At 68.7% G+C, this 18453-nt stretch carries 18 protein-coding genes; 6 read left to right on the top strand and 12 right to left on the bottom strand.

Annotated elements, in window-relative coordinates; all coding sequences use genetic code 11:
* Nucleotides 1-68: 68 nt before the first annotated feature.
* Nucleotides 69-935, top strand: a complete 867-nt coding sequence (locus NM203_RS25305) for an alpha/beta fold hydrolase (protein ID WP_255063340.1) — start codon at nucleotides 69-71, stop codon at nucleotides 933-935.
* Here the strand turns inward: NM203_RS25305 and NM203_RS25300 are convergent.
* From NM203_RS25300 to glmS, 4 genes are read right to left on the bottom strand one after another with little or no spacing between them, the layout of a single operon-like run.
* The gene (locus NM203_RS25300; RefSeq protein ID WP_255063339.1) at nucleotides 932-1669 is read right to left on the bottom strand and encodes an SDR family oxidoreductase; all 738 of its coding nucleotides are present in this window, start codon (nucleotides 1667-1669) and stop codon (nucleotides 932-934) included. The two genes, NM203_RS25305 and NM203_RS25300, sit on opposite strands and share 4 nt — an antisense overlap.
* Nucleotides 1670-1678: 9 nt before the next feature.
* Entirely contained in the window at nucleotides 1679-3364 is a 1686-nt protein-coding gene (locus NM203_RS25295) for an MOSC and FAD-binding oxidoreductase domain-containing protein (RefSeq protein WP_255063338.1), read from the bottom strand.
* A gap of 12 nt (nucleotides 3365-3376) precedes the next feature.
* Complete coding sequence (locus NM203_RS25290; RefSeq protein WP_255063337.1) at nucleotides 3377-4270, bottom strand: alpha/beta fold hydrolase; 894 nt, start codon at nucleotides 4268-4270, stop codon at nucleotides 3377-3379.
* The gene (glmS, locus tag NM203_RS25285) at nucleotides 4270-6138 is read right to left on the bottom strand and encodes a glutamine--fructose-6-phosphate transaminase (isomerizing) (protein WP_255063336.1); all 1869 of its coding nucleotides are present in this window, start codon (nucleotides 6136-6138) and stop codon (nucleotides 4270-4272) included. The genes NM203_RS25290 and glmS overlap by 1 nt, the downstream gene beginning before the upstream one ends.
* Nucleotides 6139-6194: 56 nt before the next feature.
* On the opposite strand from glmS, the gene NM203_RS25280 reads away from it, so the two are divergent.
* From NM203_RS25280 to NM203_RS25265, 4 genes are all read left to right on the top strand, one after another.
* Nucleotides 6195-7040, top strand: a complete 846-nt coding sequence (locus NM203_RS25280; RefSeq protein WP_255063335.1) for a dienelactone hydrolase family protein — start codon at nucleotides 6195-6197, stop codon at nucleotides 7038-7040.
* Nucleotides 7041-7092: 52 nt separating this feature from the next.
* Nucleotides 7093-8133, top strand: a complete 1041-nt coding sequence (locus NM203_RS25275) for an LLM class F420-dependent oxidoreductase (RefSeq protein ID WP_255063334.1) — start codon at nucleotides 7093-7095, stop codon at nucleotides 8131-8133.
* Between the two features lie 181 nt (nucleotides 8134-8314).
* Nucleotides 8315-9757 carry a DEAD/DEAH box helicase gene (locus NM203_RS25270; protein ID WP_255063332.1) on the top strand — a complete coding sequence of 481 codons (1443 nt, stop codon included), beginning with the start codon at nucleotides 8315-8317 and terminating at the stop codon, nucleotides 9755-9757.
* A gap of 80 nt (nucleotides 9758-9837) precedes the next feature.
* A complete protein-coding gene (locus NM203_RS25265) occupies nucleotides 9838-10317 on the top strand; it encodes a tellurite resistance TerB family protein (RefSeq protein WP_255063330.1) in 480 nt (159 codons plus the stop codon).
* 22 nt (nucleotides 10318-10339) lie between these two features.
* Here NM203_RS25265 and NM203_RS25260 read toward each other — a convergent pair whose 3' ends face one another.
* From NM203_RS25260 to adh, 7 genes are all read right to left on the bottom strand, one after another.
* Nucleotides 10340-11689: a hypothetical protein gene (locus NM203_RS25260; RefSeq protein ID WP_255063329.1), complete on the bottom strand. Its 1350-nt coding sequence runs from the start codon at nucleotides 11687-11689 to the stop codon at nucleotides 10340-10342.
* Nucleotides 11661-11945 carry a type VII secretion target gene (locus NM203_RS25255; RefSeq protein ID WP_255063328.1) on the bottom strand — a complete coding sequence of 95 codons (285 nt, stop codon included), beginning with the start codon at nucleotides 11943-11945 and terminating at the stop codon, nucleotides 11661-11663. Before NM203_RS25255 ends, NM203_RS25260 begins: the two co-directional genes overlap by 29 nt.
* Before the next feature lie 42 nt (nucleotides 11946-11987).
* On the bottom strand, nucleotides 11988-13319 hold the full coding sequence (gene glmM, locus NM203_RS25250) for a phosphoglucosamine mutase (protein ID WP_255063327.1): 1332 nt from the start codon (nucleotides 13317-13319) through the stop codon (nucleotides 11988-11990).
* A 102-nt stretch (nucleotides 13320-13421) separates the two neighbouring features.
* Complete coding sequence (locus tag NM203_RS25245; protein ID WP_255063326.1) at nucleotides 13422-13865, bottom strand: hypothetical protein; 444 nt, start codon at nucleotides 13863-13865, stop codon at nucleotides 13422-13424.
* Between the two features lie 230 nt (nucleotides 13866-14095).
* A complete protein-coding gene (gene rpsI, locus NM203_RS25240) occupies nucleotides 14096-14605 on the bottom strand; it encodes a 30S ribosomal protein S9 (protein ID WP_308212851.1) in 510 nt (169 codons plus the stop codon).
* Nucleotides 14602-15045 (bottom strand): 50S ribosomal protein L13, encoded by a 444-nt coding sequence (gene rplM, locus NM203_RS25235; protein WP_255063325.1) that lies wholly within the window; start codon nucleotides 15043-15045, stop codon nucleotides 14602-14604. The genes rpsI and rplM overlap by 4 nt, the downstream gene beginning before the upstream one ends.
* Nucleotides 15046-15304: 259 nt before the next feature.
* A complete protein-coding gene (gene adh, locus NM203_RS25230; RefSeq protein WP_255063324.1) occupies nucleotides 15305-16828 on the bottom strand; it encodes an aldehyde dehydrogenase in 1524 nt (507 codons plus the stop codon).
* Between the two features lie 166 nt (nucleotides 16829-16994).
* Here adh and NM203_RS25225 point away from each other — a divergent pair, with 166 nt between their 5' ends.
* A complete protein-coding gene (locus tag NM203_RS25225) occupies nucleotides 16995-17528 on the top strand; it encodes a TetR/AcrR family transcriptional regulator (protein WP_255063323.1) in 534 nt (177 codons plus the stop codon).
* Here the strand turns inward: NM203_RS25225 and NM203_RS25220 are convergent.
* Complete coding sequence (locus NM203_RS25220; protein ID WP_255063322.1) at nucleotides 17503-18420, bottom strand: alpha/beta hydrolase; 918 nt, start codon at nucleotides 18418-18420, stop codon at nucleotides 17503-17505. The genes NM203_RS25225 and NM203_RS25220 overlap by 26 nt on opposite strands.
* Nucleotides 18421-18453 lie beyond the last annotated feature (33 nt).

Raw genomic sequence — 18453 nt, 5'->3', positions numbered from 1 at the left:
CGACTTGACAGGTTAGAAGCCGGCGCGTTGAATGAGCTAACCACCAAAACGAATCATGGGAGTTAGCAATGGTGACGCACCACCGGTACGCGGAGATCAACGGGACCCGCATCTTCTACCGGGAGGCCGGCGATTCGGACACACCCGCCGTGGTGCTGCTGCACGGCACCCCGGCCAGTTCGCACATGTACCGCAATCCGATTCCCGCGTTGGCCGACCGCTACCGGGTCATCGCCCCCGACTACCCCGGCTTCGGCCACTCCGACGTGCCGGACCCGAGCGACTTCGCCTACACCTTCGACAACGTCGCCGATCACGTGGACGGGCTGCTCGACCACCTCGGCGTCACCCGCTACGCCGTGTACGTGCAGGACTACGGCGCCCCGGTCGCCTGGCGGCTGGCGCTGCGCCATCCCGACCGGATCGCGGCCGTGACCACCCAGAACGGCAACGCCTACGTCGAGGGCTTCGTGGGCGATGCCATGGAGCCGCTGTTCGCCTACGGCCGGGACCGCACCGAGGCGAACGCCGCGGCGCTTCGCGAGATCATCTCGCCCGCCGGCCTCGAATGGCAGTTCACCCAGGGCGTCGTCGATCCGTCGGTCATCGACCCGGACAACTGGATCAACGCCCACGCCGCCGTCGCCAGCACCCCCGCACGCGTCGAGGCTCAACTGGAGTTGTTCGCCGACTACCTCGCCAACGTCGAGCTGTACCCGACCGTGCACGAGTACTTCCGGACGTCGCAGGTCCCACTCCTGGCGGTGTGGGGTCGACGCGACCAGATCTTCGGTCCCGCAGGTGCTCTCGCGTTCGAACGCGACCTTCCCGACGCCGAGATCCACCTCCTGGAGGGCAGTCACTTCCTGCTCGAGAGCCGGCTGGACGCCGTCGTCGCGCTGATGCGTCCGTTCCTGCGGCGGCACCTCGGTTAACGCACCTCCGACGGCGCGATCCACTCGGTCGGCCGCAGCAGGATGATCTCGGGAACGATGCAGCCCCGCGACAGGCGGGTGGTGAGCCGCACGGTTTCGGCCACATCGCGCGGTGAGATCATCTCAACGGCGCCGCCGCTGCGGTACTCGTCGGCCATGGGCGTGTCGACGAGACCGGGGCAGATCGCGGTGGCCTTGATGCCCTCGCTCGCGAGTTCGTCGTGCAGCGCCTCGGTGAAGCCGACAACCCCGGCCTTGGTCGCCGAGTACGACGCCAGCGTCGCCTCGCCGCGCTTGCCCGCGTTCGACGCCGTGTTCACGATCTGCGCCGAACCCCGTTTCGCCACTGCAGATCTCAGCAGTGGCAGGCACTTGTTGGTGAGCATGATGACGGCCCGCAGGTTGACGGCGAGCTGCTCGTCGACGAGCGCGGCGTCGAGTTCGCCGATCCGACGGTGCCCGGAGACACCCGCGTTGTTGACGAGCAGGTCGAGCGCACCGAACCGTTCGGTGTGCCGGGCTACCACCTCGTCGAGGTACCCGTCGTCGGTGATCGAGCCCGCCGCGCAGGCCAGTCGGCCCGTTTCGAACTCGCCCGCGATCGCCGTCAGCTTGTCGGCGTCACGGCCGAGCATGGTGACCGCGAAGCCCTCCTCCAGCAGCATCGCGGTGATGGCCTCGCCGATGCCGCCTGACGCTCCGGTCACGATGGCGGTCCGCGCGTCAGTGGTCACAGTCGACCATTAAAGATCAACGACGACGTCCTCGCTCGGCTGCGCGCAGCAGATCAGGATGTTGCCGTCGGCGGGCGGCTCCAGCGGCTCGGGGTCGTAACGCACGACGCCCGCCACCAGGGCGGTCTCGCAGTTGTGGCAGACACCGGTGCGACAGGACCACCGCACCGGGACGTCGCAGGCTTCGGCGAACTCGAGCAGCGTGGCCGAGGGCGGCCCGAACGGTGCGGCGACGGCGCTACGGGCGAACTGCACCTCGGGACCGCTGCCCGGAGTACCGGCTGGCACGTGCGGCGCAACCTGGACGGAGTCGATCCCCGGCGTGAATCCGGCCGTCGCGCCGAAGGTTTCGGAGTGGATCCGATCGGGGGCCAGACCGAAGTCGGCCAAGCCTGATTTCAGGTCGGCCATGAACGCCGCGGGTCCACACAGGTAGGCGTCCGCGGTCGACGGCACCCCGAGGTCGCTCAGCGTAGCGACGGAGATCCGGCCGACGCCGTCGTAGTCTGCGTCGCCGGCGTCGGGGCTGCTGTACAGCACGCGGGAATGGCTGTCGGACAACCTGTTCAGGAGCGTGGCGACCTCCTCGGCGAACGCCCGTTGCGCACCGTTGCGGGCGCCGTGCAGCCACCACACGTCACGCCGTGAGACGGCCAAGGCGTGCAGCATCGACAGCACCGGAGTGATGCCGACGCCCGCGGAGATCAGCAGCACCGGGCCCGCTCCGTCGCGCAGCACGAAGGCCCCGCGCGGCGCGGCGACGTCCACCGTGTTCCCGACCTTCAGATCGCGATGGATGAAGCCGCTTCCGGCACCGTGCTCCTCGAGCTTCACGCTGATCCGGTAGTCGGGCGCGCCGGGATCGTTGGACAGCGAGTAGTTCCTGACGATCCCCGGTCCCAGGCGTAGCGCGATCGACTGTCCCGGACGCCGGTTCGGCAGCGGCGCGCCGTCGGGCGAGGTCAGCGTCACCGAACGGATGACGCTGCTCTCCGCACGGATCCCGGACACGGTGAGCGGCCGGAACCCCTGCCACGCCGGCGGCGGGCTGGTCGACTCCTCGAGCATGCTCCGGAACGACCCCTGCCACCCCGCGCTCAGAGCCGGAACGCGCAGGGCCCGCTCAAGGGCCTCGCGGGAATGCCCCGGCAGGTAGAGCAGGGCGTCGGCCTCGGCGACGGTGACGTGTTCGGGACCGTCGGCGACCTTGACGATGTCCTGACCCGCTTCGATCTCCCCCTCGGTGATCACGCGGCAGTAGAAGCCCGGCCTGCCGTGCGCCACCAGCAGCGCGGCCATCCGCGGCTCCCCCAGCCTCATGCCCGCGCGATAGCAGGTCACGCGCGGCTGAGTCACCTCCAAGACGGCGTCGCCGATCCGGTAGCGATCCCCGATGCACACCTCGTCATCGGGCAGCCCCTCCACTGTGAGGTTCTCCCCGAAGTTGCCGGGCGACAGATCTTCTCGGCCGAGTTCGGTGGCCCAGTACCGGTACGACGCCAGCTGGTACACCAGCACCGCTCGGTTCTCCCCGCCGTGGCCGCCGAGGTCGCCCTGACCGTCACCGTCGATGTTGAGACGACGCACAGTGCGAGGACCCGTGACCGGCTCCTTCCACGCCCCGGTGTGGACGACGCGGCCGTCCCATGGGACATCGCGGGGAAGACCGACGTTGACCGACACCAGGGTGGGCACGAGCGGATCGTCTCACACCGGCGGCGCCGCGTCGACGTCATTCCAGTATCGGCCCGCCGTCTCGGCGATCCGGTCGGGGAACTCGCCGTTGATCGCATGCGACGCGTCCGGCCACAGCTCGACCCGGCCGTGCCGCAACAGGTTTCGGGCCCGGTCGGCGGCCCTCTCGGCGTCGTGAACGGCACTGCGGCCGGCGATCAGCGCGAGCACCGGGAGGTCCAGGCCTCGCAAGTCGTCATCGGTGAACAGCGTGGGCAGCGGCTGGTGCAGTTCGAAATCCGTCGATCCGGCCGCGATCAACCGTGCGACGGGTTCGGAGTCGTCGACGTCGGCTCCACCGGCGAGCCACGACAGCACCCGCCTGCGCAACGGCTCCGGCGCGCCCCGCACCGTCAACGGGATCGTCGCCGCGATCGTGCGAAGCGGGATACGCGCGAACGTCAGGGCCGGATCGATCAGGGTCAGCGACGCCACCCGCTGGGGCATGCGAAGCGCGTAGTTGGTCACGGACCAGCCGCCGAACGACAGGCCCGTGAGATGCACCGAATCGAGACGAAGCGCAACAAGCACGTCGTCGAGCCAGTGCGCCTGATCGTCGGCACCGGTGATCGGCACCGTCTGCACCGAGAGCCCCGGCTCACCCAGCAGGTCGAGGCAGTACACCGTGCGATGTTCCAGCAGCCCCGGCAGGTTGGCCGCCCACAGTGGCGTCGGCGCGTTGCGCCCGGGCAGCAGCACGACCGGCTTGCCCGCCGGGCCTCCGAAGCGATACCCACGTACCGTGCCGAAAGATGTTGGTGAGTCGAAGGACTCGTCATAGGCGGGCAGGGCGGACAGGCAGCTACGGTAGATCTCGAGGTAGCGCGCACGGGCGGCATCGTTGCGGAACCGCCCGACGCGCGCCACTACTCGACGGTGACCGACTTGGCCAGGTTGCGCGGCTTGTCGACGTCGTACCCGCGGGCACGGGCCACACCCGCGGCGAAGAACTGCATCGGGATGGTCGACAGCAGCGGCTGGAAAAGCGTTGACACGGCGGGGATCTCGATCAGGTGATCGGCGTAGGGACGCACGGTGTCGTCGCCCTCCTCCGCAATCACGATGGTGACCGCGCCGCGCGCCTGGATCTCGCGGATGTTGGACAGCAGCTTGCTGTGCAGGACCGCCGCGTTCTTCGGCGACGGCATGACGACGATGACCGGCAGGTCGTCCTCGATCAGCGCGATGGGCCCGTGCTTGAGCTCGCCGGCGGCGAAACCCTCGGCGTGCATGTACGCCAGTTCCTTGAGCTTCAGCGCGCCCTCGAGTGCCACCGGGTAACCGACGTGGCGTCCCAGGAACAGCACCGTCGGCGACGATGCGAACCGCTGGGCCAGCTCTGTGACCGGCTCCATGCACGTCAACACGCGGGCGACCTGGTCGGACATGCCGACAAGTTCCAGGTACTCGCGCTCGACTTCGTCGGGGTACTTGGTGCCGCGCGCCTGCGCGAGCGCGAGGCCCACCAGGTAGTTGGCCGCGAGCTGAGCGAGGAACGTCTTCGTGGACGCGACGCCGATCTCCGGTCCGGCTCTGGTGTAGAGCACGGCGTCGCATTCGCGCGGGATCTGACTGCCGTTGGTATTGCAGATAGCCAGGACCTTGGCCTTCTGCTCCTTGGCGTGCCGGACGGCCTCGAGGGTGTCGGCGGTCTCGCCGGACTGCGAGATGGCGATGACGAGCGTGCTGCGGTCCAGCACCGGGTCCCGGTACCGGAACTCGCTCGCGAGCTCCACCTCCACGGGCAGCCGCGTCCAGTGCTCGATGGCGTACTTGGCGAGCAGGCCGGAGTGATAGGCGGTACCGCACGCGACGATGAAGACCTTGTCGATCTCGCGCAGTTCCTGATCGCTGAGGCGCTGCTCGTCCAGGACGATGCGACCGTCGACGAAATGCCCGAGGAGCGTGTCGGCGATCGCCGTCGGCTGCTCGGCGATCTCCTTGAGCATGAAGTACTCGTAGCCGCCCTTCTCCGCGGCCGACAGATCCCAGTCGATGTGAAACGCGCGAGCGGCGGTGGTGACGTCGGTTCCGTCGAAGTCGTAGATCTCGTAGGAGTTCGCGGAGATCACAACGGCCTGGTCCTGACCGAGTTCCACGGCCTCACGGGTGTGCTCGATGAACGCGGCCACGTCGGACCCGATGAACATCTCACCGTCGCCGACACCGACCACCAGCGGCGTGGACCGGCGCGCCGCGACGATCTTGTCGGGCTCGTCGGCGTTCGCGAACACCAGCGTGAAGTGCCCCTCCAGACGCCTCAGCACGGCCAGCACCGAGGCGACGAAATCGCCCGCGTGCTCCCCTAACCGGTACTCACGGGACACCAGGTGCACCGCAACCTCGGTATCGGTGTCGCTGGCGAACTCGACGCCATCGGCTTCCAGTTCGGCGCGCAGCGGCGCGAAGTTCTCGATGATCCCGTTGTGGACGACGGCGAACTTGCCCGAGCCGTCGCGGTGCGGATGGGCGTTGCGGTCGGTCGGCCTGCCGTGGGTGGCCCAGCGGGTGTGGCCGACACCGGTGCTGCCCGCCAGCACGCCGGCATCCGTCTCGGCGAGCGCGTCCTCCAAGTTGCCCAGCCGCCCCGCGCGTCGGGTCACCGTGAGCCCGCCGACACCGTCGAGCAGCGCGACACCGGATGAGTCGTACCCGCGATACTCCATCCGGCGAAGGGCGTCGACGACGATGTCGCGAGCAGGACGCTGCCCGACGTACCCGACGATTCCGCACATAGCCTCACAGGGTAGTGCAGGCATCGCCGTGAACCCAGGTGAGCTACGGTCATCGGGTGGCCAAGACGAAGAAGCTCTTCGCTGCCCTGACGCGCCGCGGGCCTCACCGCGTTCTCCGCGGTGACCTGGCATTCGCCGGTCTGCCGGGCATCGTCTACACCCCCGAAGCCGGGCTCAACCTGCCGGGGATCGCGTTCGGCCACGAATGGCTGACCGCCGCCGACCGGTACTCCGGAACCCTGGAGCACCTGGCCTCGTGGGGCATCGTCGCCGCGGCGCCGAACACCGAGACGGGCGTGGCCCCGTCGGCGCTCAACCTGGCCTTCGACCTGGGCACGACGCTCGACATCATCGCCGGAGTGCGGCTCGGCACCGGCAAGATCAGCGTCCATCCGACCAAGCTGGGTGTCGTTGGTCACGGTTTCGGCGGTTCCACCGCCGTTTTCGCCGCCGCGGGCGCTCCCGACCGCGTCAAGACCGCCGTCGCGCTGTTCCCGAGCGTCACGTCACCCTCGGCGCTCGAGCCCGCCGCGGGGCTGCGCGCCCCCGGCCTGATCCTCGCCGACCCCGGCGATCCGATGTCACTGCGATCGAACGCCACCGAACTGGCCAGGGTGTGGCGCGGCGCGACCCTGCGAGCCGCCAAGGACGTGAAGGCCGGCGGCCTGATCGAAGGGCGCAGGCTCGCGAAGGCCGTCGGACTGCCCGGCGCCGACCGCGGCACGCAGAAGATCGTGCGCGCCCTGCTCACCGGCTATCTGCTGAGTGTTCTCGCCGGCGACAAGGCGTATCGCGAGTTCGCCGACCCCGAGGCCGTCCTGCCGAAGTCCGAGGTCCTCGACCCCTTCTCCGAGGATCCGACGGCCCTGGAGAACAAGGTCGTCGCGCTGCTCAAGCCATAACCGCGGGCGCGCTCCCAACCAGTTGGTTGGGAGCGTCTGGTTTAATCCATCCATGCGCACCGGGATCTTCCTCAGTTACGCCGGCGGTTTCCGCGAAGCCGCCGATCAGGTCGTCGAACTGGAGAAGGTCGGTGTCGACATCGCGCTCGTCGCCGAGGCCTACTCCTACGACGCGATCAGTCAGCTGGGGTACCTGGCGGCCAAGACCTCGACGATCGAACTGGGCTCCGGAGTCGTGCCGATCTACTCGCGCACCCCGACCCTGCTGGCGATGACCGCGGCCGGACTGGACTACGTCTCCGACGGGCGCTTCCGGCTCGGCATCGGAACATCGGGACCGCAGGTGGTTGAGGGGTTCCACGGCATCCCGTTCGACGCACCGCTGGGCCGCACCCGCGAGGTCGTCGACATCTGCAGGCAGGTGTGGCGCCGCGAGAACGTGAACTACGACGGGAAGTACTACCAGGTGCCGTTGCCCGCCGAACGCGGCACCGGGCTGGGCAAGTCGTTGCACCTCATCAATCACCCTGTTCGCGAACGTATTCCGATCACCATCGCCGCACTGGGCCCCAAGAACGTGGAACTCACCGCGGAGATCGCCGAGGGATGGCAGCCGGTGTTCTTCTACCCGGAGAAGGCCGATGCGGTGTGGGGCGACGCGCTGCGCGCCGGATCCGCCAAGCGCGATCCCGAACTCGGACCACTGGACGTCATGGTGTCGGCGAGCCTCGCGATCGGCGACGACGTGGAGGACCGCCTGGCGTGGGCGAAACCGCAACTGGCGCTGTACATCGGCGGCATGGGCGCGCGCGGCAAGAACTTCTACCACAACCTCGCGACCCGATACGGTTTCGGCGACGTCGCCAACGAGATCCAGGATCTCTACCTCGCGGGCAAGAAGGCCGAGGCCATCGCGGCGGTGCCGGACGAACTGGTGCGCAACGTATCCCTCATCGGACCAAAGGGATTCGTCAAGGAGCGCCTCGCCGCGTACGCCGAGGCGGGCGTCACGACGCTGCTGGTGCACCCGATGGCCGCCGAGTCCGCCGAGCAGGTGAAGTTCACCGAGGAACTGGTCAAGCTCACCGGGTAACCCCACGTGCACCGTGACGTACGTCTCCTGATTGGGGATGCACCCCGGTGAGCGGCTAGACTCTGCCTTGCGGCATTTTCTGTTCTGCCTCTTGCCGCTTCTACTCGTTTCTACCGAGCGCCGCGGACCACTTCCGCGCCGGGCAGGACGACCACTCGACTTTTCGGAGTATTAGCTTTTCATGCCTACTTTCGCTGAACTCGGCCTGCCAACGGCCGTCGTCTCGACGCTCGCCGCCAACGGCATCGAGCAACCCTTCCCCATTCAGGCTGCGACTCTTCCCGATTCGCTGGCCGGACGCGACGTTCTCGGCCGCGGTCGCACGGGATCCGGCAAGACCTACGCGTTCCTGCTTCCGCTGGTGTCACGACTCGCCCAGAGCAACAGCCCTCGTCTGCCCGGCCGTCCGCGCGCGCTGATCCTGGCCCCCACCCGTGAACTCGTCGCCCAGATCGACGCCGCATTGGCGCCGTTGGCGGCAGCGACCGATCTTCGCTCGGTCGTCATCTTCGGCGGGGTCGGCGCACAGCCGCAGATCGACAAGCTGCGCAGGGGCGTCGACATCGTCATCGCCTGCCCCGGCAGACTCGAGGATCACGTGAGCTCACGCCACGCGGACCTGTCCGCCATCGAGATCACCATCCTCGACGAGGCCGACCACATGGCGGACCTCGGCTTCCTTCCCGGCGTCAAGCGTCTGCTCGACCGGACGCCCAAGAAGGGCCAGCGGATGCTGTTCTCGGCGACGCTGGACAACGGCGTCGACGTGCTGGTGAAGCGGTACCTGCACGACCCGGTCACGCACAGCGTCGACTCCGCGCAGTCGCCGGTGTCGGCGATGGTGCACCACGTGCTGCACGTCGACAACGCCGCCAGGGTCGACGTCCTGACCGACCTCGCCGCGTCGCCGGGCCGGACGATCGTCTTCGCCCGCACCAAGCACGGCGCGAAAGGCCTTACCCGCAAGCTGAATTCCCGTGGTGTGCCCGCCGTCGAATTGCACGGCAACCTGTCGCAGAACGCCCGCACCCGCAACCTGGCGGCGTTCAGCGACGGCAGCGCGACGGTGATGGTCGCGACGGACATCGCGGCTCGAGGTATCCACGTCGACGACGTCAACCTGGTCGTGCACGCCGACCCGCCCGTGGAACACAAGGCGTACCTGCACCGTTCGGGACGCACTGCGCGCGCCGGCGCCGACGGCACCGTCGTGACGCTGATGATCGACAGCCAGGTCTCGGACGTTCGCGACCTCACCCGCAAGGCCGGCATCAAGCCGACCATCACGAAGTTCCGTGGCACGACGCATCCCGTCCTGCTGGAGATCGCCCCCGGCGAGCGGACGTTCAGCGGCCCCATCGAGATCGAGGCACCGGAGCCGCAGCGTCCGCCGCGCCAGCGCGGGGAGCGTCAGAGCGGCGAGCGCCAGGGCCAGGGTGGCGGCGGTCGCCGTCGCGGCGCACGCGGTGGAGCGGGTCGCAGCGCTGCACCGCGCGGCGGATCCGGACACGGGGCCACCGGCACTGGCGGATCGGGCCGCAGCGGTGCGAGCACTCCGAGTCCGCACGCGGGCAACCGCAGCGGCCAGCGCCGCCGCGCATCGCGGGCCGCCGACCGCGGCTGACCGGTTGCGGCTTGCGTGTTGAAACTCGCGCTGGCAACGGGTTTCGACACGCAAACCGCTGTCAGCGCTCGGAACCTTCCGTGGCTGCCGCCCGTTGGCGGAGCATGGCATTCTGGGATCAACTCAAGACCAAGGCGCAAGAACTCAACACACAGCTCGCCACGAAGACGGGCCAGTTCAAGAACAAGGAATTCGCCAACGGTTCGATGGCCATGTGCGCCCTCATCGCCGCTGCGGACGGCAGCATCGACCCGGCTGAGCGGCAGAAGACGGCGGGGTTGATCGCGACGAATCAGTCGTTGAGCCACTTCCCGCCCCACGAGCTTCAGGAGAAGTTCGAGTGGTACTGCAGCAAGCTCTCGAGTGATTTCGAGTTCGGCAAGGTGGAGGCGACCGCGACCATCGGCAAGCTCAGGTCGAAGCCCGACCAGGCGCGCGCGGTCATTCAGATCGGCATCATCATCGGCGGTGCCGACGGCAACTTCGACGAGCACGAGATGGCCGCCGTGCGCAGTGCGTGCCACGCAGTCGGGATCGATCCCGCGGAGTTCGAACTGTAGGGCCGGGGTGCGCTGCACACCGCTACTGCCCGACCTGAGGTAGCTCGTCGGCGGCGATCTCACACGGGGTTCGCTCCGGCGGCGCCTCGACGGGCGGTGGCGGCGGCGCGGCGAGCGGTTCGACGGGCGGCGGAGTCGGCGCGGGTTCGGGTTCGGGTTCGGGTTCGGGTTCGGGTGCAACCTCCTCGGCGACGTCGGGCTCCCCGACCGCGCCGTCCTCGACCTCGTCCTCATCCTCGGGATCGTCGTCGGGATCGTCGTCGTCGACGGGCTCCTCGTCGTCGTCGAGATCTTCGTCGTCGACCTCCGCAGGATCGGCGTCAACCTGCTCCGGTTCGAACTCGCCGCCGTCGGACAACCCGCCGAGTCCGCCGAGCAGATCGGCGAGCCCGGTGCCGAATCCCGAAGGCCCGGAACCCATTCCACCCGACTCTCCGAACGACGGCAGCGACGGCATGGCCGGAGTCGACGCCGCAGGCGCACCGAGTCCCGGTTCCACCGGGGCGGACAGCGGCGCCGACGCGGCGGGTGAGGCCGTAGGCGGCGCGGCCGCCTCCTGGGGACTGAACGCCGCCGGGGTGACCGGCGCGCTCACGGCAGGTACAACGGCCTGCGGCGCAACGGCCTGCGGAGTCGCGGCGTCAGTCGCATGCGGCCCGAGGTCGAACGGCACCTCGAAGACCGTTGGGCCGGCACCACCCAATCGCGTCACCGCCGCCTGGTAAGCCCCGGCCACCGACTCGGACGCCGCTCGCATCGCCGCGACCCAGCGGCCCCCGATCACGGTGTCCACGAACGGTGTCACCTCGCGGTCGATGAGCTCGCTAGCCGTGGCGCGATCACCGGCGCCGGTGGTCAACGTGCGGGATGCCGCGAGCCAGGTCTCGCGCTGCGCCGCCGCACCCGCATCCAGCGTCGCCGCCACCTGTGCGTCGACGGCACGCCACAGGTCGTCGCGCAGAGCGGTCAGCGCCTCGGCGGCAGTGCGCGCGTCGGCGAACACCGACTCCGCGGCGCGCTGATGCCGGTTCAGGAAGTCGATCGCCGCACCCCCGCCGGAACCGGCCCAGCCGTCCCGCAGCGCCGCCACCGCGGCGGTCTGCTGTCGCGCCACGTCGTCGGTCCCCGCTGCCACGGCTCGGAGTGCGGCCGCGTCGGCTTCCAGCGCAGCGAGATCCAGACCGTCCTGCCCGCTGTACCACTCGGTGACCTGCGCGGCGTGAGCCGTCAGGTCGGAATGCCGATAGCCCAGTTGACGGCAGGCCGCGACGTACTCGATCAGGTCACCGACCACCGGCCGCCCCTCGGCCAGCCGGGCAGCCGCGTCGAATCGGGCAGCCATCTCAACCCAGCCGAGCCGTGGCACGCGCATCGGCCCCGACGTAGCGATCCGCGGAAGCTCTTAGCGCAGAGGCTATTCCGACGTTGGACCGCGACCACGCCCGGATGTCGTCGCACAACCGGACGACGTCACCGTGCACCGCCTCCCCGTGCGCGACATGCGCGCGGCCGGCCGTCGCCGCCCCGAACGTCACCCGCATGTGCGCGACGCGGTTCAGCGCGTCGGCCGCAGCGTCGAACCGTCCCGCGGCATTCAACAGCACCGCGACGTCGATGTGTGCACCCATGCAAGATAGGACGCACGCCGACGACGTTCGGTTCCCTCGAATTCAGTCCTGTTCGCTGACCGATTCAGCGACCTTGGACGCCACGATGCGCGCGGTGTCCTCATCAGTCGCTTCCACCATGACGCGCACGACCTGTTCGGTTCCGGACGGCCGCAACAGGATTCGGCCGGAGTCACCGAGAGTCTGCTCGGCCTCGGCGACCGCGGAGCGCACCGACGGAGCCTGCGCCACCGTCGCCTTGTCGTTGACCGCCACGTTGATGAGCACCTGCGGCAGCGTCTGCATCGGTCGGGCGAGCTCCGCGAGCGTCGCCCCGGTCTGCGCCATCCGCGACATCAGCCGCAAGCCGGTGACGATGCCGTCACCGGTCGTGCCGAAGCTCGGTATGACGATGTGGCCGGATTGCTCACCGCCGAGCGAGAACTCGCCGGCCCGCAGCTCCTCGAGCACGTACCGGTCACCGACGCTGGTGGTGTGCACCTCGATGCCCGCGCCGCGCATCGCCAGGTGCAGGCCCATGTTGCTCATCACCGTCGTTACCAGGGTGTCCGACGCCAGCTCCCCGGCCTCGCGCATGGCGAGAGCGAGCACCACCATGATGGCGTCGCCGTCGATGATCTCGCCGTCGGCGTCGACGGCGAGGCAGCGGTCGGCGTCACCGTCGAGAGCGAGCCCCAGATCTGCGCCGTGCGCACGGACCGCCTGCTGCAGCACGTCCAGGTGAGTGGATCCGCATCGGTCGTTGATGTTGAGGCCGTTGGGTTCGGCGTTGATCGCGATGACGTTGGCGCCGGCGGCACGGTAGGCGAGTGGAGCCGCGATCGACGCTGCGCCGTGCGCGCAATCCACGACGACGGTGAGGCCGCGCGCGGGCGCGGTCACCGCGGTGCGGACGTGGCCCAGGTAGCGGTCCAGCGCGTCGGCGGCGTCGCGCACCCGTCCGATGCCCGCCCCCACCGGCCGCGTGGTCGGGCCGGTGTTCACCAGATCCTCGATGCGGTCCTCGGTGGCGTCGTCCAGCTTGTGACCGCCGGGGCCGAAGATCTTGATGCCGTTGTCCGGCATCGGGTTGTGCGACGCCGAGATCATCACGCCGAACTCGGCGTCGTAGGACGCGGTGAGGTACGCGACCGCGGGCGTCGGGAGTACGCCGACCCGCAGCGCGTCGACGCCTTCGCTGGTGAGCCCCGCGATCACGGCGGCTTCGAGCATCTCCCCGCTGGCGCGGGGATCGCGGCCGACCACCGCGACCCGGTGGGTGCGGTGGGATGTCCCCAGTCGCGCGGCCGCCGACGCGAGGGCCAGCGCCAGTTCGGCGGTGAGGTCCTGGTTGGCGACTCCTCGCACGCCATCGGTGCCGAACAGTCGAGCCATGCGGAACAACCTTTCACAACCAAGGGGTCGAGAGCCAACCGGTGCCGAACGGGCTCACCGCCCGCGTCCTCGGAAGGACGCGGGCGGTGAGGAGGTCAGCTATCAGCTGGGAATCTGATCGACCGTGTCGGTCGGGCTGCCGGGAACCATCGGGCCGCCGGGGTTGGCCGGCGTCATCTGGTCATCGGGCTGCCACTCACCGGCCGGGGCCGATCCGGGCAGGTTCTCCATCACGCTGCTGGCCTGCGAGAACGTGACCGCGCCAGCCGGCAGGTCGCACACCGTCTGCGCGGTCGTCTCCGTGCTGGCCTTCTCGGCGATGGTGTTGGCCTGGGTCGCGTCGATGTTGCACACCGCACCCGCGACCTCGGTGGCCTTCTCCAGGTCGGCGCTCTCCAGGACCGTGACCTCGCCGATCGACAGGCTGAGGTTCTCGTCCTGCACCATCGGCTCCGCACCAGCCACGCCCGCACTCGCGGCGAACAGGGCACCGCCGAGCGCAATGCCTGCGGCGAACTTGACGTGAGTCTTGATGACGTTGTTCATCGAACCACTTCCTCTCATTGTGGAAGCGCGCAGACCAGTCTCGTGACCAGCTGTGCTTGTGAGCTTCCGGTAGCGGGTTCGTCCCGACCGGGGCGTCGCGTAATACGACGACGCACGCGCCTCCAAGGGGTACGTATTCCCGATGGGATCGCGGCTAAACCTCGACCCCCCGAAACGACGAAACCGCCGGGTGTGCGGTGGGCACACCCGGCGGTTCCGATGTCGATCGATCAGCGCTTGCTGTACTGAGGCGCCTTGCGGGCCTTCTTGAGGCCGTACTTCTTGCGCTCGATGGCACGCGGGTCACGCGTGAGGTAGCCGGCCTTCTTCAGCGGCGGGCGGTCCTCGGGCTGCACGATGATCAGCGCGCGGGCGATGGCCAGACGCAGCGCGCCGGCCTGACCGGACGGGCCGCCGCCATCGAGGTGGGCGAAGATGTCGACGGAGTCGACACGGTCGACGAGCACCAGCGGAGCCTTGATCAGCTGCTGGTGCACCTTGTTCGGGAAGTACTCCTCCAGCGAACGGCCGTCCAGCTCGAACTTGCCGGTGCCGGGCATCAGGCGCACCCGCACCACGGCCTCCTTGCGGCGGCCGACGGTCTGAATGGGCCGGTCGATGACGATCGGCGCGCGAGGAGCGGTCTCCTCGGCGGCCTCGGTCTCGGGGGTCTCGGTCGAGTAGTCGCCCGCGGGGGCTTCCTCGACGACCTCGTCGACGGTTTCGTTGGGCTCGGTCACTGGGCCACCTGCTTGATCTCGAACGGGACGGGCTGCTGCGCGGCGTGCGGGTGCTCCGGTCCGGCGTAGACCTTGAGCTTCTTCTGCACCTGTCGGCTCAGCTTGTTGTGCGGGAGCATGCCGACGATCGCGTTCTCGACGACGCGGGTCGGGTGCTTCTCCAACAGCTCACCGATGGTGCGCCTGCGCAGGCCGCCGGGATAACCCGAGTGGCGGTAGGCGAACTTCTTGGTGAGCTTGTCGCCACCGATGGCGACCTTCTCGGCGTTGATGACGACGACGAAATCGCCGCCATCGACATTCGGCGTGAACGTCGGCTTGTGCTTACCGCGGAGCAGCTTGGCTACTTCGACGGCGAGCCGGCCGAGCACCACGTCCTGGGCGTCGACGACGTACCACGTGCGCGTGGTGTCGCCTGCCTTCGGCGTGTACGTAGGCAAAGCGCTTACCTTCTCTTTCTCGGGTGTGATCCCAGCGCGAGCCGGGGGCCGGTCAGGCGGTGTGCGGCGGGGTGAATCTCGGCGACCGGTGTAGACCCGATGGCCCCGCGATGCCGCATGCCAACGTGGGAGCTTACCCGCGGCCGTCACCGCAGGTCAAAACGCCCACCGGCGTCGAATCCCGACCGGTCGCCGAATGACGATTACCGCCACGCGAAATCGAGGGGAGCGTGGCGGTAACCGTCGTTCGGCGGAGAGATCAGAAGAAGCCCTGCGCCTTGTTCGAGTAGCTCACCAGCAGGTTCTTCGTCTGCTGGTAGTGGTCCAGCATCATCTTGTGGTTCTCGCGGCCGATGCCCGACTGCTTGTAACCGCCGAACGCCGCGTGCGCGGGGTACGCGTGGTAGCAGTTGGTCCACACCCGGCCGGCCTTGATGTCACGCCCGGCCCGGTAGGCGGTGTTGCCGTCGCGGCTCCACACCCCCGCACCCAACCCGTAGAGCGTGTCGTTGGCGATCGAGATCGCGTCGTCGTAGTCGTTGAACGACGTGACGGCGACGACTGGACCGAAGATCTCCTCTTGGAACACGCGCATCGAGTTGTCGCCGGTGAAGATCGTCGGCGTCACGTAGTAGCCGCCGTTGAGGTCGCCGCCGAGTTGACACCGCTCGCCACCGGTAACCACCTGCGCGCCTTCGGATTTCCCGATCTCGATGTACGAGAGGATCTTCTCGAGCTGGTCGTTGGACGCCTGCGCGCCGATCATCGTCTCGGTGTCCAGCGGGTCGCCCTGGCGCACGGCCTTGGTACGCACCGCGGCCATCGCCAGGAACTCGTCGTAGATGTCGGCCTGGATCAGCGAGCGTGACGGGCAGGTGCAGACCTCGCCCTGGTTGAGGGCGAACATCGTGAAGCCCTCGAGCGCCTTGTCCTGGTAGTCGTCGTTGGCGGCGAGCACGTCGGAGAAGAAGATGTTGGGACTCTTGCCGCCCAACTCCAGCGTCACCGGGATCAGGTTCTGCGAGGCGTACTGCATGATCAGCCGGCCCGTGGTGGTCTCACCGGTGAACGCGATCTTCGCGATGCGGTTGCTCGACGCGAGCGGCTTGCCGGCTTCCACCCCGAACCCGTTGACGATGTTGACGACGCCGGCGGGCAGCAGATCGCCGATGATCGAGAACAGATAGAGGATCGACGCCGGTGTCTGCTCGGCGGGCTTGAGCACCACCGCGTTGCCTGCGGCCAGTGCCGGGGCCAGCTTCCAGACGGCCATCAGAATGGGGAAGTTCCACGGGATGATCTGCCCGACGACGCCGAGCGGCTCGTGGAAGTGGTAGGCGACGGTGTCCTCGTCGATCTGCGACAGCGACCCCTCCTGCGCACGCAGCGCCCCCGCGAAATAGCGGAAGTGATCGACCGCCAGCGGGATGTCGGCGTTGAGCGTTTCGCGCACCGGCTTGCCGTTGTCCCACGATTCGGCGACGGCGATGGATTCGAGGTTCTCCTCGATGCGGTCGGCGATCCTGTTCAGGACGAGGGCGCGCTCGCCGGGCGACGTCTTGCCCCATGCCGGCGCGGCGGCGTGGGCGGCGTCGAGGGCCTTCTCGATGTCGGCCTCGGTGGAGCGCGGGATCTCGCAGAACACCTGACCGGTGATCGGCGTCGGGTTCTCGAAGTACTCCCCGCCTACCGGGGCGACCCATTCGCCGCCGATGAAGTTGGCGTAGCGGGATTCGAACGACATCAGGGCACCCTCGGTGCCGGGCCGTGCGTATGTGGTCATGAAGCGGTCTCCTAGCTTTCAGTGCCGTCCGGCGCCACAGTGTGGCGGTCGTCACTCAAGGTAGGTTTCGCACCGTTGCATCACGGTTGCACGGCCGCCCATACTCGTCGGTATCGACGGTCCGAGGAAGAAGCCCAGGCAGGCACGATCGCGCGAAACGGTCGACGTGCTGCTCGAAGCGGCCACGCAGATGTTCTCCCGCGAGGGGATCGCGACGACCACCAACCGGATCGCCGAGCGCGCCGGATTGTCCATCGGGACGCTGTACCAGTACTTCCCCGATAAGAACGCGCTGCTGCGGGCGGTGGCCGAACGTCACGTCGCCGACACCAGCCGGCGACTCAACGCGGAGTTCCACCGGTTGCGCATCGCCACGCCGCCGTTCGACGAGACCATCCGCGCGCTGCTGCAGGTGATCGTCGACGACCACCGGGCGCATCCGCGGTTGCACGCCGTCATGCACCGGCTGCTGCCGAGCACGTCCCGCGATCTCGCGGTGCTGCGCGATCTCGAGGAACACGTCGTCGAGGAGGTCGCGTTTCACCTCAAGCGCTGCGACCGCGGCGGCGACGATGTCGAATTGACCGCCCAGACCGTCGTCGCCGCCGTCGACGCGCACGTGCACCGGGTGATGACGGAGCGCGGGTTCAGCGTCACGCAGCTGACCGAACTCGTCACCGCGCTGGCGCCACCTCGGTGACGGTGGCGAGCACTTCGTCGCGCAGCCGCCCGATGCCGGGCTGCTCGATCGGGAAGTGCCCGCAGTTCTCCAGCATCACGAGTTTGGTCGGTGCCGAAATACGTTGCAGGAAGCGGATGCTCACCTCCGGCGGTGTCCAGAGGTCGGCGGCGGGTGCCACCAGCGTGACCGGCGCAGCGTCGAAGGCGGCCGGGTCCGTGTGGCGGTAGTTCATCCAGCTGCACAGGAAGCCGAGCGGGACGCGGGTCCCTCCCCCGCGCGGGTCGGATGCACACAGCCGCGACAGCGCGGGGTTCGAGCTCATCGCGGCCATGTCGGCGAACCAGCGGATGGGCAGGCGCACACGACCGAGCACCGGGTCCACGGCACGCAAGAGCGCCGGAGCGGGCCCGCCCATCCACGCGTACCTCGACGCCGCCGCGCGCGCCGTGGGGTCGGCGAGATCGAGCAGGCACGTCGCCAGCACCGCCGCCACCTCACCTGCCGTACGCGCAGCGACCTCGTACGCCAACATGCCGCCCATGCTGGCGCCGAACAGGATCAGCGGCCGCGGATCGGTTGCCCGCTCCGCACGCACCAGGTCGCACAGCAGGTCGATCCAGTCGCCGTAGCGCACGCCCGACGGATCTGGGGTCTCGGTGTGGCCGTACAGCGGCAGGTCGGGGGCGAACACCTCAACTCCGTCGCTGGCGACGACCGCCGCCGCAGGCCAGAGCGCCTCGCTGTATCCGCCACCACCGTGAATCACCATGACGCGAGCACGGGCCTGTGGCCGGGCGGCACGCGCGATGTGCACATGCGTGTCCCGCCACTGCCACCACGTGCGGGTCGGTTCGACCATCGCCGCGGCGTAGTCGGCCGGGACGAATCCGGCGTATTCATGCAGAGTCATGCATCTATCGTGAAAGGCGTGCGGCGGCTGCAC

The sequence above is a fragment of the Mycolicibacterium arenosum genome, from assembly GCF_024320865.1.
In the GTDB taxonomy this organism is placed as follows: Bacteria; Actinomycetota; Actinomycetes; order Mycobacteriales; family Mycobacteriaceae; genus Mycobacterium; species Mycobacterium arenosum.
This window is presented reverse-complemented; position numbering and strand designations above follow the sequence as displayed.